Here is a 14425-nt window from a genome sequence, read left to right as displayed (position 1 = left end):
CGGGCTGCTGCTGTGCGTGGTGCTGGGTGTCGAGGTCGGGGGGCTCGTCGCCGGCATCCTGGCCGAGGACACGAGCTGGAGCGTGGTGCTGACCGTCGTCTCGGCGAACCTGGCGCCGTGGACGGGGATCGGCGCGTTCGCGCTGCTCTTCGCCGGACGACGCAGGCGACTGGCGACGGTGACCGCGGCGGTGGAACCGCCCCGGTGGGAGACGGTCATGGCGCGGATCGAGTCCGTCCGCGCCGTCGGCGACGGCCCCGATGTTCCGCTGCGCCTCGACCTCACCGTCGCGCCGGAGGGCCGATCCGGCTGCCGTGTCGAGACCACGGCCGTGGTGAACCTGATGGATCTGGACGACTTCCGGGTCGGTCGCACGATCGTGGTGGACCACGACGGCGCGCACCCCTGGGAGGTCCGGGTGCACCCCCGCCCGCCGGCCGGCTTCGCCGGGCAGGTGACGTCGACGAGGATCGACAGCGCGCCGCCGGAGACGCGCGTGAGCGCGCCCGCGCGGTCACTGCCCGCCTCCGCCCGACAGGGCTGGGGCGGGGCCAGGGCCGGCATCCTCGCGGCTGCGCTCGGTCTGGCGCTGTCCGCGTTCCCGTTCCACGGCTTCTACTGAGGCCCGGCTGCCGAGCGACCCGGGCAGGGAACGCGGCGCTAGGCTGGGACTTCAAGCGCACTTGAAGTAGACGCCTTTTCCAGGAGTAACCCATGACCTCGTCCGCCGACCGGTTGACGATCGGCGAGCTGGCCACGCGGAGCGGTCTGGCCACGTCCGCCCTGCGCTACTACGAGGAGCTCGGCCTGATCACCTCCCAGCGCACGGCGGGCGGCCAACGCCGCTACCACCGTGCGATGCTGCGGCGGCTCGCCTTCGTGCGCGCCGCGCAGCGGGTGGGGCTCTCGCTGGACGAGGCGGGGCAGGCGCTCGCGCGGCTGCCCGACGACCGGGCCCCGAACGCCGCCCAGTGGGCTCCCGTCGCCCGTGCCTGGCAGCGGCGCATCGACGACCAGATCGCCGAACTCCAGCTCCTGCGCCGGAAACTGGGCGGGTGCGTGGGCTGCGGCTGCCTGTCCCTGAAGACCTGCGCCCTCTACAACCCGGACGACACCGCCGCCACCCACGGCCCGGGCGCCCGTTGGCTCCTCGGCGACACCCCGCCGGAGCCCCCGACGCGGACCTGACTCACCCGCCGTGACGCCGGGATATCCGGCTCCCCAGGGCGATGGTCGGTGGCGCCGCCGGGCTCAGGGGTGCGAGGCTCGGACTCATGTCGATCATGGTGAGACCCGCTGAACCTGGCGACCTGTCCGCTCTCGTCCGGCTGCGAGTCCCGAATGCGCAGCTCCTCGAACCACCCAAGTAAGTGGTCGTCAGAGGGTGGGCACGCCTTGGCCCGCCGTGCCGGGGCCCGGGCGGTGGAGGAAGAACTCCGTGCCGAGGCCGAGCTCGCGCAGCGTGGGGTCGGTGAAGGCGGAGACCGTTGCGCCGCGTTCGAACTCGGAGGCGTGGCACCGCAGCGCCGCCCACTTGGTGGCCAGCCACGGGCGGACGTCCAGGGAGACGGCGATGCGGTCGTCCGGGGTGGAGGGGGCGTCCGCCGGGGCCAGGCCGATCGCGGCGGCGCGGCCGACGAGGGAGGACGGTGCGGTGACGAGCCAGACCGATTCGACGGCCCAGGCCGGGCTCTGCGAGGGCAGCAGGAACGGGACCGCCGCGGCCTCGACGGCCGCGAGCGTGGCGCGGTGGACGCGGATGTGGTCGAGGTGGCCGGAGACGCCCGCCGCGTCGTAGGTGACGACGGCGGTCGGGCGCAGAATCCGGATCTGCTCGACGAGTTCGGCGACGACCCCGTCGAACGGAGCCGCGCAGAGGGAGCCCGGGCCCTGGCCGCGCCGGCCTGAGTCACGGTAGGGCAGCATCGCCGAGGAGGTGACGCCGAGGACGCGCAGGGCCCGGGTCCACTCCTTGGTGCGGGTGCCGGGCGCGGCGAAGGAGCCGCCGTCGGCGAGCTCCCCGTTCGTGCAGGTGACGACGGCGGTGGGGCGGCCCGCGTCCGTGCTGCGGGCGAGGAGGCCGCCCGTCCACAGCGACTCGTCGTCCGGGTGGGCGTGCACGGCCAGCAGGGCGTGCCGCGCCTGCATCGGCTCGGCCGGCCCCGCGGGCTCCGTCTGCGGCATCCCGGTTCGCTCCCCTCGTCGACGTGGGTCCACGGTACCGGCCGTGCACGACCGCGCCCGGCCTCCCGCCACCGCTCGCCGCCGCTTCTCCCGCTACCGCTGCTGGGCGTTCTCGAAGTACGCGGTGACCTCCGGGTCCAGCGGCGGGATGTCGTACGGGCGCCCGCCGTCGCGCAGCGACATCGTCGCCATGTAGCCGGCGGCGACGCTCATGCGGGCGGCGAGCGGGGAGGTGTCCGTCGGGCCGCCCTCGCGGACGAAGCGGGCGAACTCGGCGAGGATGGCGGTGTCGCTGCCCCCGTGGGTGCCCTCCACGTCCGGGACGCGGTAGCTGATGTCGCCGTCCGCCCGGTACCGGGAGGGGCCGGTGTTCCAGACGCGGACCTCGGCGCCCGCCTCGTCGCCGAAGTTCTCCAGGCGTCCCTCCGTCCCGATGACGGTGTAGTTGCGGACGTAGTCGGGGCTGAAGTGGCACTGCTGGTAGGCGGCGAGGACGCCGTTGTCCAACCGCATGTTCATCACCGAGACGTCCTCGACGTCGACCCGGTGGTTGAGGCCGGTGCGGGCCGTGGGCGGCCACTCGTACTCCTTGAGCCAGTTCTCCGGACGCGGGGTGCCGGGGGCCCGGCGCGGGAGGTCGCCGTGGAGCATCAGCGAGCCGAAGGCGTTGACGCGTTCGGTGTAGCCGCCGGCCAGCCAGTGGATCACGTCGAGGTCGTGGGCGGCCTTCTGCAGCAGCAGGCCGGTGGTGCGGCTGCGTTCGGCGTGCCAGTCCTTGAAGTAGAAGTCCCCGCCGTAGGAGACGAAGTGGCGCACCCAGACGGTCTTCGGCTCGCCGATGTCGCCACGGGCGATGATCTCGCGCATCCGGCGCACCACGCCCATGTGCCGCATGTTGTGGCCGACGTAGAGGCGGGTGCCGGTCTCGTACGCGGTGCGCAGGATGGCGTCGCAGCCCTCGACGGTGATGTGCATGGGCTTTTCGAGGTAGACCGCCTTGCCGGCGCGCAGGCAGTCGACGGCGACGGCCTCGTGGGTGTCGTCGGGGGTGACCACGAGGATCGCGTCCAGGTCGGCGCGGTCGAGCAGCTGCCGGTGGTCGGCGACGGCGTCCTCGGGCTTGATCCAGTCGAGGCGGTCGAGGCCGCGCCGCAGCGCCTCGGGGTCGTTGTCGCACACGGCCGCCACCACGCTGCCCCGGCCGGGTCGGTGGGCGGCGAGGGCGAGCGACAGGCGCAGGCCGAGACCGATGACGCCGAGGCGCACGTCTTGCACGGTCACTGAGGTCCTTTCAGAGATGTTCGGTCACAGCTCACTTGGAACCGGTGAAGGCGATGCCCTCGGTGATCCGGCGCTGTGAGACGAGGAACATGGCGATCATCGGCAGGCTCGCCAGCAGCGAACCGGCCATCAGCACGGGGTAGTCGGTGACGTGCTCGCCCTGGAGCGTGGCGAGGCCGACCGAGAGCGGCATCTGGCCGGCGTCGCTGGTGACGACCAGCGGCCACAGCAGGTCGTTCCAGGACCACAGCACGGTCAGCACGCCGAGCGAGATCAGGCCGGGCTTGGCGAGCGGCAGCATCACGGACCAGAAGATCCGCACGGGGCCGGCGCCGTCGAGCCGGGCGGCCTCCTCCACGTCCACCGGGAGGGAGAGGAAGAACTGCCGCAGCATGAAGGTGCCGAAGGCGCTGAACAGGCCGGGCAGCACGATGCCGGTGAGGGTGTTCAGCAGGCCGAGGTGCATCAGGATCTGGTACTGCGGCAGCAGGTAGACCTGGCTGGGCACCATCAGCACCGAGAGCAGCAGCAGGAACAGCACGTCGCGCCCCGGGAAGCGCAGCCGGGCGAAGGCGTAGGCGGCCATCGAGCAGAACAGCAGCTGCGCGGCGACGCGGACCACGGTGATGACGACGGTGTTCAGGAACTGCCGCAGGAACGGCATGCTCGTGAACACCTCCCCGTAGTTGGACCAGCGCCAGCCTGGCAGGAAGGTCGGTGGGACGTGGGTCGCCTCGCCGAGCGTCTGCAGCGAGGTGAGCAGCTGCCACAGGAACGGGGCGACCATCGCGGCGGCGCCGACGGCGAGCACCACGTGCACGGGCCAGAGTCGTTGACTACGCATAGTGGACCCACCGCTTCTGGAGCCGGAACTGAACGGCCGTCAGCAGGAGCAGCACCACGGTCAGCACGACCGCGATGGCGCAGCCCATGCCCTGCTCGTTGTCGAGGAAGACGTACTCGTAGAACAGGTAGGCGATGGTCTTGCTGTCGGCGAGGGCCGGGTTGGACCGGCCGAGCATCAGCAGCACGTAGTCGAACATCTGCAGGCCGCTGATGACGGTGATCACGGAGACGAAGAAGATGCTCGGGCTGAGCAGCGGCAGTGTGATCGAGAAGAACTGCCGGACGCGGCCCGCGCCGTCGAGTTCGGCGGCCTCGTAGTAGTGGCGGGGGATCCCCTTGAGGCCGGCCGCAAAGATGATCATGTTGTAGCCGACGACGGCCCAGATCCCGACCAAGGCCATCGCGTAGACGGCGAAGCGCCCGTCGGAGACCCAGTGCGGGCCGTGGATCCCGACCAGTGACAGCAGGTAGTTGATCAGGCCGTAGTCGCCGTTGTAGAGCCAGCGCCAGACCATCGCCACGGCGGCGGGCATGCTGACCACGGGGATGAAGTACAGGGTCCGGTACAGGCCGACGGAGCGGCCGCGCACCTGGTTGAGCAGGGCCGCGAAGACGATCGAGGCCGGGATCGAGGCGAGCAGCAGCAGCGAGTACAGGACGGTGTTCCAGGCCGCCTTGGGCAGCTGCGGATCGCTCAGGAAGGCGCGGTAGTTGGCGAGGCCCGCCCACTGCTGGCCACCGAAGGCGCCCCAGGAGGTGAAGCTGTAGTACACGGACTGGACGATGGGCCACAGGTAGAAGCCGGCGAGCCCGAGGGCCAGCGGGGCGACCATGAGGTAGCCCCAGACCCACTCGCGCGGGTGCCCGTGGCGTGCGACGACCCGGCGGGCCAGGCTCGGCCGCTCTCCCGAGCCGGCCTTCGACGCTCCGCCAAGGGCGTCGGAGGCCGCAGCGGTTGCGGCGGACGAGGAGTTCCCGGTGAGGGGTGTTCTGGTGACCGCCATGGTCAGCCCTTCGCCAGGTCGGCGTCCGTGGTGGACTTCAGCTGCTGGGCGCCGGCGCTCAGGCTGAGCTTGCCCGCCCAGATCTGGTCCAGGATGGTCTGGTCGGCGGTGGCCCAGGGGCCGGTGTTGGCGGAGACGGGGTAGGGCACCGCGTGGTCCAGCTGGTCGACGAAGGTCTGCAGGTGGAACTGCGGCATGGCCTTGACCCAGGCGTCGCCGAGCCCGTGGTACGCGGGGATGACCGCGCCGCTGGCCGCCTGGATCGCGTTGGCCTGCTGCCCGCCGAGGAACCGGACGAACTCCCAGGCCGCGGCGGCGTGCGGGGTGCGGGCGTAGATGACGTTGGCCAGGCCGTTGATGACGGTGGCCCGGCCCTGCGGGCCGGCCGGCAGCGGGGCGACGTCGGCCTGGAGTCCGGGGGCGTTCTTGTAGGTGAGCGCGTCCCAGTCGCCGTCGGTGAACATGGCGACCTTGCCGGAGGCGAAGAGCTGGGACGGGTCGGTGTCCGTCATCTGCTGAGCCGTCGGCGAGGTCTTGTACTTGGTGATGAAGTCGAGCGCGTACTGGATCCCGGCGAGGGTCTTGGCGTCGGTGAAGCCGGAGGACTTCTTGTCGGGTGAGACGACCCAGCCGCCGGCCTGGTAGATGTCGTTGTAGAGGTTCTCCTGGGTCCAGTCCGGGGAGGCGATGCCCCAGGTGCCCTTGGCGGGGTCGGTCAGCTTCTTGGACGCGTCGATGACGTCCTGCCAGGTCCAGGCGGCGGTGGGGTACGCGACCCCGGCGGCGTCGAAGAGCTTCTTGTTGTACCAGAGGCCGATGGTGTCGTAGTCCTTCGGCATCCCGTACTGCTTACCGCCCACGGTGTAGATGCTGTTGAGCGAGGCGGGGAACGGGCTGTTGTCGAAGCCGCTGCGGCCGGTGAGCGGCAGCAGCTGGCCCTGGCCGGCGTAGAGGCCGATCCGGGTGGTGCTCATCCAGAACACGTCGGGGGCGGTGCCGGAGGCGGCCTCGGTCTGCAGCTTCTGCCAGTAGTCGGCGTTCGGGGTCAGCTCGATGTTCACCGTGATGTTCGGGTGCAGCTTCTCGAAGGCGCTGACGATCTGCTGCATGGCGGGCTTCTGGTTCGGGTCCCAGATGCCGTAGGTCAGCGTGACCGGGCCGGTGGCGTCGCCGCCCCCGGCGGCGGAGGAGGCGGACGAGCAGGCCGAGGCGGCGGCGACGAGCGCGGCGGCGCAGAGCAGGGCCGACAGCTTTCTGGTCATCGACGGTCCCATCGATCGGTGGGGGGAGGGTGTGTCGGGACCTTAGCCGAGCATTTATGCGGAGAACTAGCGTTAATTGAGCAAGGGTGCGCACACGAGGCCTGAACGTAACCAATGCGTGATCAGCTCGTGTCCTACCGCCAAGTACATATGAGACTTGTTGATGAAATAGCTCAGGCTGAGGCGAAGAGCAGCCGCTCGGCCTCGTTCAGCGCGTGACGCACCGCGCCCAGGCAGACAGCGTCCGCGCCCAGCTCGGAGACCACCACCTCCGGCGGATAGAGGCAGACCTCCCCCAGATAGACGCGGATCGGCTCGGTGAGCTGCTCTCCCGCCTGCGCCAGGCTGCCCCCGACGACCAGGAGTTCGGGATCGAGCGGGGTCACCAGGGTGACCAGCGCCTCGGCCAGGGAGCGCGCGAAGGACTCCACGACCCGCGCAGCCCCGGCGTCCCCCTCCCGGGCGCGGTCCAGCGCGAACAGGGCCGCCTGGGAGGGGGCGCGCAGCTCCCCCGGGTCGACGGCCATCGCGTAGTCCATGACGTGCTGGAAGGTGCGCCACCTGCTGTTGGGGTGTCCGCCGAGCTCGCCCGCCGCCGCATGGGAGCCACGGTAGGGTGCGCCGCCGAGCAGCAGGCCGAGACCGATGCGGCTGCCGGTGTGCAGGTACATCACGTCCGTGCGGCCGCGGGCCGCGCCGCGCCAGTGCTCGGCGAGCACCGCCAGCCGCATGTCGTTCTCCACCAGGACCGGCACCGCGAGCCGGCGGGCCAGCTCCGCCTGGAGCGGGACACCCGTCCAGTCGGCCAGCACGACGCTCTTGACCACCCGGCCCTCACCGTCGATCACGCCGGTGGTGCCCACGCCGACGGCGGTCAGCGCCGCGACGGCGATCCCCGCCGCCGCGCAGGCCTGCTCGACGAGCGTGCCGATCGCGTCCAGGCGACCGGCGGACGAGAGGTCGGTCGGCACGCTGACCTGCTCGCGGGCGACGATCCGCCCGCGCAGGTCCGCGACCATGACGGTCAGCCGCGCAGCGCCGATGCCCACGCCGGCCACATGGCCGACCGCGCCGCGGAACGCGAAGCGCCGGGCGGGACGACCGCGCAGCCCCTCGGTGGCGCTGGGGGCGAACTCCTCGACCTGGCCCTCGCGGAGCAGCGTCTCCATGATCGCCTCGGCGGTGGCGCGGGAGACCCGTGTCGCGCGGGCGAGTTCGGCGAGCGTGGCGCTCTCTGTCGCGTGCAGGGCACGCAGCACCGCGACCTGGTTGAGCCGACGCAGAAAGCTCGCGTCACCGCTCTCGCGTGGCACCCGTCCTCCTGCACGTCCGCACGTCACGGCTCCCGCCACGGGAGTCGGATGTTGATCCTAAGCGGTCGCCGGACCGTGCCTTCGGGTTACTCCGACGGAGCGGATCTCAAAGCTTCCCGCGACACCCGCTTATACCGCCTCTGACCTGCCAGATCGCGCATTGACACACCGTAAGACGACAACCCGTCAGGCCGGGTCCCCGAGGTGCAGGGCGACATTAAGGCATTTCTCATGACTTTCAGACAGGGACGTCGGCGGAGTCCTCCGCCTCCCCGTGACGAAAGGTCGATCATGCGCACCATCTCCACCCTTGCCGGGTCTGCGGTCGTCGCGGCCGGTCTGCTGTTCGCCACCCCGGCCCACGCCGCCACCGCGTGGAGCCACGACGCCTGCCACCGGGCGGTCGTCAGGGCGGACCGGGCCGAGGACGCCTTCCAGAAGGCATTGGCGGACCTCAAGAAGCAGATCAGGCACGGTGGGCACCCGGGCAAGGCCGAGTGGGCCCACCTGGAGGACCTGAAGGAGGTCGCCGACGCGGCCGCCGCGCGCGCCGCGCGCCTCTGCCCGGTCGCCCCGAGCGGCACCATGAGCACCGGTGTCGGCTCCACCAGCACCGGCGCGAACACCGCGGACCTCGCCGGGGGCTCCGCCCTCGTCGCGCTGGCCGGCGCCGGCGGCGTGCTGCTGCTCAGGCGCCGCCGCGCCTCCGGCCGCGCCTGATCCTCTCGCCTTCCCGACGGCCCCGCGTGCGCACAGCTCCCCTCGCGCACCCGGGGCCGGGACCGTGACGAAACCCGACGCCGCACAGAGTGCCGCGGCACAGCACCCGCCGTAGCCGTACCGGAACACCGGAGTCCCGCGTGAGCACCGTGGAAACCCACCCCGCGAGCCGGCGCCGCAGCGCCCTCGTGATCGCGCTGTTCGCGGTCGCCGCGCTCGGCGCCGCGCTGATCGTCAACGGCTGGCAGCGCTACGCCCCGCCGCCGCAGCCGTCGGCCGCCCAGGGCCTCGCCCCCGCCCCGTCCGGCGCCGCGAGCGCCAAGCCCTCCCCGACCGTCACGCCGCTGCCGCCGGCGACGCCGACCCGGGTGCGGATCCCCGTCATCGGCGTCAACGCGCCACTGACCGGGCTCTCGCTGCAGGCCGACGGCCACCTCGCCGCTCCCCCGGAGGCCGACCGCAACCTCGCCGGCTGGTACCAGGCCGGCATCACCCCGGGCTCCGCCGGGACGGCCGTGATCGCCGGGCACGTCGACAACGCTCAGGGCCCCGCCGTCTTCTACAACCTCGGCGCGCTGAAGAAGGGGTGGACGATCGACGTGGACCGCGCGGACCACACCACCGCCGTCTTCACCATCGACGCCGTCCAGGCCTACGCCGCCAGCAGCTTCCCGACGCAGCAGGTCTACGGCCAGACCGTCGACGCGGAACTGCGCCTGATCACCTGCGGCGCGGGATTCGACAGGAGCCGGCAGGAGTACCTCGGCAACGTCGTGGTCTTCGCCCACCTCACCGGGTCGACGCACCGGTGAGCGCGGTCCGGGCCGCCGACCGTGGCGATCCGCCGATCGAGGACTACAGCGGCAGGGGGCGCGCCTCGACGACGCTCTTCATCACCAGCGTGGAGCTCAGGCGCTGCACGCCGGGCAGGGTGGCCAGCCGCTCGTCGTAGAGCTGCCGGTAGGCGGCGAGGTCGCGGGTGACGACGCGCAGCAGGTAGTCCGGGTCGCCGAACAGGCGCTGCGCCTGGAGTACCTGGGGGATGTCGCCGACCGACTGCTCGAACGCGGCGACGGTCTCGCGGTCCTCGTAACGCATCGTCACGAAGACCAGCGCCTCGAAGGTCAGCCCGAGGGCGGCCGCGTCGAGCCGGGCGTGGTAGCCGGCGATCGCGCCGGAGCGCTCCAGGGCCCGCAGCCGACGGTGGCAGGGGGAGACGCTCAGGCGGACGCGTTCGGCCAGCTCGGTGAGGGTCAGCCGGCCGTCCTGCTGGAGCTCGGCAAGGATTTTCCGGTCCACGTCGTCCATGGGGAAGATTCTTCCACTGCGCCCGGCATGCCGTGGAAATCTTGGCAGCACCTTCTGTCCGAATCGTCCTAGTCTTCCCAGCGGAGAGCGAGAGGCAAGGGGAAGACCATGGAGATCGGCAGCGTCGGCGCGTTCTGGGCGGTGTCGTTCCTGCTCGTGCTGGTGCCGGGCGCGGACTGGGCCTACGCGATCGCCGCGGGTCTGCGCGACCGGACGGTCCTGCCCGCCGTCGGCGGCCTGCTGGCGGGTTACGTCGCGCTGACCGCGGTCGTCGCCGCGGGCCTGGCCGCGGTGGTGGCCGGCTCGCCACTGGTACTGACGGTGCTGACGGCCGTCGGCGCCGTCTACCTGGTCCGACTCGGCGTCACCACGCTGACCCGGCCGTCGGCGCCGCAGGCGGCCGACCCCGCCGACCCCGTTGACTCCGCCGGGCCGGGGGCGTCGTGGGGACGCCGGATGGCCAAGGGCGCCGGGATCAGCGGCCTCAATCCCAAGGCGCTGCTGCTGTTCGTGGCGCTGCTGCCGCAGTTCGCCACGCGTGGCGCATCCTGGCCCTTCGCGGCCCAGATCGCGCTGCTGGGCCTGGTGCACACGGCCAACTGCGCGGCGGTCTACGCCGGCGTCGGCACCGCGGCGCGCCGGGTGTTGCGGGCCCGGCCCGCCGTCGCGCGGGCGGTGACGCGATGCTCGGGCGTCGCGATGATCGCGATCGGCGCGCTGCTCCTGGCGGACCGCCTGGCGGGTTGAGCGCACCCTCACGCGCAGGGCTTGGCATGGCATGTGCGCGGACCTGCTTGATTAATCACAGGTCTTGTCAAAAATGCGCAGCGTCCCGTAGAAAGAGTGCGGCTGCTGAGGACACGTCAGCCACCATGCCCTGGCCCCGAAACAGCGTGAGGTCGAAGCGTGACATCTCCCCTGCCCCGATGGCTGCGCGCCACCGTCGCCTGCTGCACGACACTGGCCGCGGCCTCCGCCGGCCTGCTCCTCGCACCACCCGCCTCGGCGGCCGGAGCCGCCGGCACCACGGCCCCGTACCCGAACTTCGCACCCACCCCGCCCATGGGGTGGAACGACTGGTCGTACTACCAGTGCGGCATCGACGAGAAGACCATCCTCGGCAACGCCCACGCCCTGGTCAGTACCGGGCTGGCGAAGAAGGGGTACGACACCGTCACCATCGACGACTGCTGGATGGCCAAGCAGCGCGACGCGGCGGGCGACCTGGTCGCCGACCCGAAGCTGTTCCCGGACGGCATGGCCTACGTCGGGGCTCAACTGCACAAGCTCGGGCTCAAGTTCGGGATCTACGAGGACGCCGGGACGGACACCTGCGGCGGCTACCCGGGCTCGCTCGGCCACTGGCAGCAGGACGCCGACCTCTTCGCCTCCTGGGGCGTCGACTACGTCAAGCTCGACGGCTGCAACGTCCCCACCAAGCCCGGCGAGACCGACGAGCAGAGCTACCGCGACACCTACACGGCGATGAGCCAGGCGCTGCTGAACACCCACCGCAGGATCGTCTTCTCGATCTCCGCGCCCGCCTACTTCCAGGGCGAGTCGAACTGGGACTCCGTCATCGGCTGGTCCTCCCAGCTCGGCAACCTCTGGCGCGAGGGCGCCGACATCGCCCTCGGCCAGGACACCGGCCCCGACAAGTGGGCGTCGATCGACTACAACTACAGCTACAACGTCGGCCTCGGCGCGCTGCAGAAGCCCGGCCGGTGGAACGACCCCGACTTCCTGCTCGCCGGTGACGCCGGGCTCAGCCGTGACGAGATCCAGAGCCAGGTCTCGCTGTGGTCGATGATGGCCGCGCCACTGATCTCCAGTACCGACCTCACCCACCTCTCCCCCACCGCGCTGGCCGTGCTCGGCAACAAGGACGTCATCGCCGTCGACCAGGACCGCCTCGGCGTCCAGGGCCGGATCGTCCAGCACGGCGCCGGCTACGACGTGCTGAGCAAGCCGCTGGCGAACGGGGACCGCGCGGTCGCGCTGTTCAACTCCTCCGACAGCGCGCAGACGATCACCACCACCGCGGCCAAGGCCGGACTGCGCGCCGCCTCGGGCTACTCCCTGACGGATCTGGTGTCCAAGCAGGTCACCGAGACCACCGGGGTGATCTCCGCCGACGTGCCGCCGCACGCCACCGTGCTGTACCGCGTCCACACCGGCGCGGCCCGCGGCCTGGCGCCCGCCACCGCGATCACCTGGCACGACGTCAGCACCGCCGCGCAACCGGGGACGTACCGGATCACCCTGGCCGACCACGGCGCGGTCGCCCTGAGCGGCGCGCAGGTGCGCGTCGGCGCACCCGCGGGGTGGACCGTGTCTCCGGCCACCGTGCGCATGCCTCGCATCGCGCCCGGCGGGTCGGCGAGCACCACCGTGAAGGTGAGCGGCCCGCAGGGCGCGCCCGGTACGACCGTCACGCCGATCACCGCGACCGCGAGCTACCGGGCGGTCGGCGCGGGCCGGACGGACACCGTGCGCGGTGAGCAGACGATCGTCCAGGTCGTCCCGTACCCGACGCTGGCTTCCGCGTTCGACAACGTCGGCGCTACCTCGGAGACCGACACGACACCGGGCAACTTCGACGGCGGCGGCGACAGCTACTCGACCGAGGCGCTCGCCAAGGCCGGTGCCACGCCCGGCGCCGCGATCAACGCGAACGGCCTCAGCTTCACCTGGCCCTCCGCCGCGCCCGGCACCGCCGACAACGTCGCCGCGAGCGGCCAGGAGATCACCTTCGGTGGTCAGGGCAGCGCGCTCGGCTTCCTCGGCGCGGAGGCCGGCTTCGTCTCCGGCACGGTCACCGTCACCTACACCGACGGCACCACCAGCACCGGCCAACTCGGCTTCCCCAACTGGTGCTGCGCCCCGACCGACGCCTACGGCGCGAAGACGGCGTTCACCACGGACCACCGCGACACGCCCACCGGTCCGGCCAACTACGGCATCAGCTACGGCGTGTTCACCAACACCGTCGCCCTGACACCGGGCAAGACCGTCCGCTACGTCACGCTCCCCGACGCCCCTGCGATCCACGTGTTCGCGCTCGCTGTGCAGCCCTGAGTCGGGCTTGGCCGCACGGAACGGAAGCCGCCGCCCCGAGCACGACGGGGCGGCGGCTTCCGGTGTGCTGAGATCCGCCTGCCTACCAGCAGCCCTCGACCGTCGTCGCCCAACGGTCGATCAGGTCGCGGGCCGAGGTGGTGTTGAAGCCGCCCTGCTCCAGGAAGGCGAAGGCCTTCCAGCGGCCGTCCTGCTTGTTGACGGTCAGGCCGGCCAGAGCGATCGCGCCGGTCAGGGTGCCCGTCTTGGCGTCGATACGGCCCTTGGCGCAGTTGGTCGGGGCGGTGGTGTACCGGCCCCAGCCGGGGCCGAGCGTGCCGTCGACGCCCGCGATCGGGAAGCCGACCATCACCGGGCGCAGCACCGACTGGTAGCGCGGATCGATGGTCAGCGCGGCCATCGACGCCAGCGCCTGGGCCGTCATCCGGTCGTCGCGGGAGAGCCCGCTGCCGTCGTAGAGGTGCACGCCGGTGAGCGGCACGTGGTAGCGGGACACCTCGCTGAGCACGGCCTTGGTGGCGCCCTGCCAGTCGGCGGGCTGGCCGACGGCCAGCGCGGTCAGCCGCGCGAAGCCCTCGGCGTTGTCGTTGACGCTGTCCTTCAGCATCCGCTCGATCTCGGAGGCCAGCGGCTCCGAGGTGTGCGAGGCGAGTTGGACCGCGGTGCCCGGCGCCTTGGCGCGGGTCAGCGTGGTCTTCTGCACGGCGATGGCGTGAGTCCCGAGCCGGGCGCGGAACACGTTGCCCGCGTACAGGGCGCTGTCCACGTCCTCGTGGCCGAAGACCTGGAGGGCGCTGATCGAGGACACCTCGCCGGGAATGTAGCCCGGCTGCCAGCCCGGGGAGGTCGGCTGCGCGTGCGGGAACAGCGAGTCGTCGACGTAGAGCGTCACCGAGGAGACGTGGCGGGCCTTCAGCGCCAGTGCAGTGGCGTCGGCCAGGGCGTTGACGTCGTCGCCGGTCAGGTCCTGGTCGGCGCCGCCGACGAGGTAGAGCGCGTGCCCCAGGAGTACGGCGCGGGTGCGCTCGGTGTGGCTTGGGCCGAGCGCGGTGAGCGCGGCGATCGCCGTGGCGATCTTGGTCGTGGACGCGGGCATCAGCTGCGCCGCGGCCCCCGAGGACCAGACGACCCGGCCGCTCGCCGCGTCCAGCACCTCACCCGAGGCCTGCGAGCTGGGCAGCGCGTGGAAGCGCAGTCCGAGGTTGTGCACGATCCGCTGGTCGCCCGCGGTCACGCCGGCGGCCGTGGCCGTGCCGACGCCGAGGCTGAGCGCGGAGACCCCGACGAGCGCGACGACGCACGCGCGGCGCAGGGTAGGACGAAGGGTACGGCGAGGCCGAGGCATGTCTCCCCCATGACCGGTCACGCCCCCGCGCACCGGTCGGCTGATCTTCTCCGACAGACCGCCCGATTGTGCCAGCAGCCGGGC

14 protein-coding genes are annotated in these 14425 nt (G+C 71.8%); 6 read left to right on the top strand and 8 right to left on the bottom strand.

All coding sequences use genetic code 11. The features are described 5' to 3' along the window. The first annotated feature begins 16 nt into the window (after positions 1-16). Together TR49_RS22380 and soxR are read left to right on the top strand one after the other, a co-directional pair. Positions 17-622, top strand: a complete 606-nt coding sequence (locus tag TR49_RS22380) for a hypothetical protein (RefSeq protein ID WP_052434536.1) — start codon at positions 17-19, stop codon at positions 620-622. A 92-nt stretch (positions 623-714) separates the two neighbouring features. After that, positions 715-1188 carry a redox-sensitive transcriptional activator SoxR gene (gene soxR, locus TR49_RS22375; RefSeq protein WP_042384217.1) on the top strand — a complete coding sequence of 158 codons (474 nt, stop codon included), beginning with the start codon at positions 715-717 and terminating at the stop codon, positions 1186-1188. 189 nt (positions 1189-1377) lie between these two features. Here the strand turns inward: soxR and TR49_RS22370 are convergent, their stop codons facing one another. The 6 genes from TR49_RS22370 to TR49_RS22345 form a co-directional block, all read right to left on the bottom strand. Next, complete coding sequence (locus TR49_RS22370; protein ID WP_052434535.1) at positions 1378-2184, bottom strand: PIG-L deacetylase family protein; 807 nt, start codon at positions 2182-2184, stop codon at positions 1378-1380. Positions 2185-2277: 93 nt separating this feature from the next. Further along, positions 2278-3459: a Gfo/Idh/MocA family protein gene (locus TR49_RS22365; protein ID WP_042384312.1), complete on the bottom strand. Its 1182-nt coding sequence runs from the start codon at positions 3457-3459 to the stop codon at positions 2278-2280. Positions 3460-3496: 37 nt separating this feature from the next. After that, the gene (locus tag TR49_RS22360) at positions 3497-4309 is read right to left on the bottom strand and encodes a carbohydrate ABC transporter permease (protein WP_042384215.1); all 813 of its coding nucleotides are present in this window, start codon (positions 4307-4309) and stop codon (positions 3497-3499) included. Continuing rightward, positions 4302-5315 carry a carbohydrate ABC transporter permease gene (locus TR49_RS22355; protein WP_084725235.1) on the bottom strand — a complete coding sequence of 338 codons (1014 nt, stop codon included), beginning with the start codon at positions 5313-5315 and terminating at the stop codon, positions 4302-4304. The genes TR49_RS22360 and TR49_RS22355 overlap by 8 nt, the downstream gene beginning before the upstream one ends. A gap of 2 nt (positions 5316-5317) precedes the next feature. Beyond that, on the bottom strand, positions 5318-6577 hold the full coding sequence (locus TR49_RS22350) for an ABC transporter substrate-binding protein (protein WP_042384213.1): 1260 nt from the start codon (positions 6575-6577) through the stop codon (positions 5318-5320). 173 nt (positions 6578-6750) lie between these two features. Beyond that, positions 6751-7890, bottom strand: a complete 1140-nt coding sequence (locus TR49_RS22345) for an ROK family transcriptional regulator (protein WP_042384210.1) — start codon at positions 7888-7890, stop codon at positions 6751-6753. Between the two features lie 291 nt (positions 7891-8181). Between TR49_RS22345 and TR49_RS43015 the strand changes: the two genes are divergently transcribed. Then, positions 8182-8610, top strand: a complete 429-nt coding sequence (locus tag TR49_RS43015) for a GVDTG sorting domain-containing protein (protein WP_042384208.1) — start codon at positions 8182-8184, stop codon at positions 8608-8610. A 140-nt stretch (positions 8611-8750) separates the two neighbouring features. Then, complete coding sequence (locus tag TR49_RS22335) at positions 8751-9422, top strand: class F sortase (RefSeq protein WP_439654120.1); 672 nt, start codon at positions 8751-8753, stop codon at positions 9420-9422. 43 nt (positions 9423-9465) lie between these two features. Here TR49_RS22335 and TR49_RS22330 read toward each other — a convergent pair whose 3' ends face one another. After that, entirely contained in the window at positions 9466-9918 is a 453-nt protein-coding gene (locus tag TR49_RS22330) for an Lrp/AsnC family transcriptional regulator (RefSeq protein ID WP_042384206.1), read from the bottom strand. Between the two features lie 108 nt (positions 9919-10026). On the opposite strand from TR49_RS22330, the gene TR49_RS22325 reads away from it, so the two are divergent. Both TR49_RS22325 and TR49_RS40855 read left to right on the top strand, forming a co-directional pair. Next, a complete protein-coding gene (locus TR49_RS22325; protein WP_042384203.1) occupies positions 10027-10665 on the top strand; it encodes a LysE family translocator in 639 nt (212 codons plus the stop codon). Positions 10666-10824: 159 nt separating this feature from the next. Then, positions 10825-12996, top strand: coding sequence for a beta-sandwich domain-containing protein (locus TR49_RS40855; RefSeq protein WP_063770150.1), 2172 nt, complete (start codon positions 10825-10827; stop codon positions 12994-12996). An 82-nt stretch (positions 12997-13078) separates the two neighbouring features. Here the strand turns inward: TR49_RS40855 and dacB are convergent, their stop codons facing one another. Further along, the gene (dacB, locus tag TR49_RS22315; protein ID WP_042384201.1) at positions 13079-14341 is read right to left on the bottom strand and encodes a D-alanyl-D-alanine carboxypeptidase/D-alanyl-D-alanine endopeptidase; all 1263 of its coding nucleotides are present in this window, start codon (positions 14339-14341) and stop codon (positions 13079-13081) included. Positions 14342-14425 lie beyond the last annotated feature (84 nt).

This window comes from Streptacidiphilus melanogenes (genome assembly GCF_000787835.1).
In the GTDB taxonomy this organism is placed as follows: domain Bacteria; phylum Actinomycetota; class Actinomycetes; order Streptomycetales; family Streptomycetaceae; genus Streptacidiphilus; species Streptacidiphilus melanogenes.
This window is presented reverse-complemented; position numbering and strand designations above follow the sequence as displayed.

What these genes read in the sequence shown, in the direction of transcription:
- soxR (WP_042384217.1), top strand. Translation starts at nt 715, where the DNA reads ATGACCTCGTCCGCCGACCGGTTGACGATCGGCGAGCTGGCCACGCGG.
- TR49_RS22370 (WP_052434535.1), bottom strand. Translation starts at nt 2,184, where the DNA reads ATGCCGCAGACGGAGCCCGCGGGGCCGGCCGAGCCGATGCAGGCGCGG.
- TR49_RS22360 (WP_042384215.1), bottom strand. Translation starts at nt 4,309, where the DNA reads ATGCGTAGTCAACGACTCTGGCCCGTGCACGTGGTGCTCGCCGTCGGC.
- TR49_RS22355 (WP_084725235.1), bottom strand. Translation starts at nt 5,315, where the DNA reads ATGGCGGTCACCAGAACACCCCTCACCGGGAACTCCTCGTCCGCCGCA.
- TR49_RS22350 (WP_042384213.1), bottom strand. Translation starts at nt 6,577, where the DNA reads ATGACCAGAAAGCTGTCGGCCCTGCTCTGCGCCGCCGCGCTCGTCGCC.
- TR49_RS43015 (WP_042384208.1), top strand. Translation starts at nt 8,182, where the DNA reads ATGCGCACCATCTCCACCCTTGCCGGGTCTGCGGTCGTCGCGGCCGGT.
- TR49_RS22330 (WP_042384206.1), bottom strand. Translation starts at nt 9,918, where the DNA reads ATGGACGACGTGGACCGGAAAATCCTTGCCGAGCTCCAGCAGGACGGC.
- TR49_RS22325 (WP_042384203.1), top strand. Translation starts at nt 10,027, where the DNA reads ATGGAGATCGGCAGCGTCGGCGCGTTCTGGGCGGTGTCGTTCCTGCTC.
- dacB (WP_042384201.1), bottom strand. Translation starts at nt 14,341, where the DNA reads ATGCCTCGGCCTCGCCGTACCCTTCGTCCTACCCTGCGCCGCGCGTGC.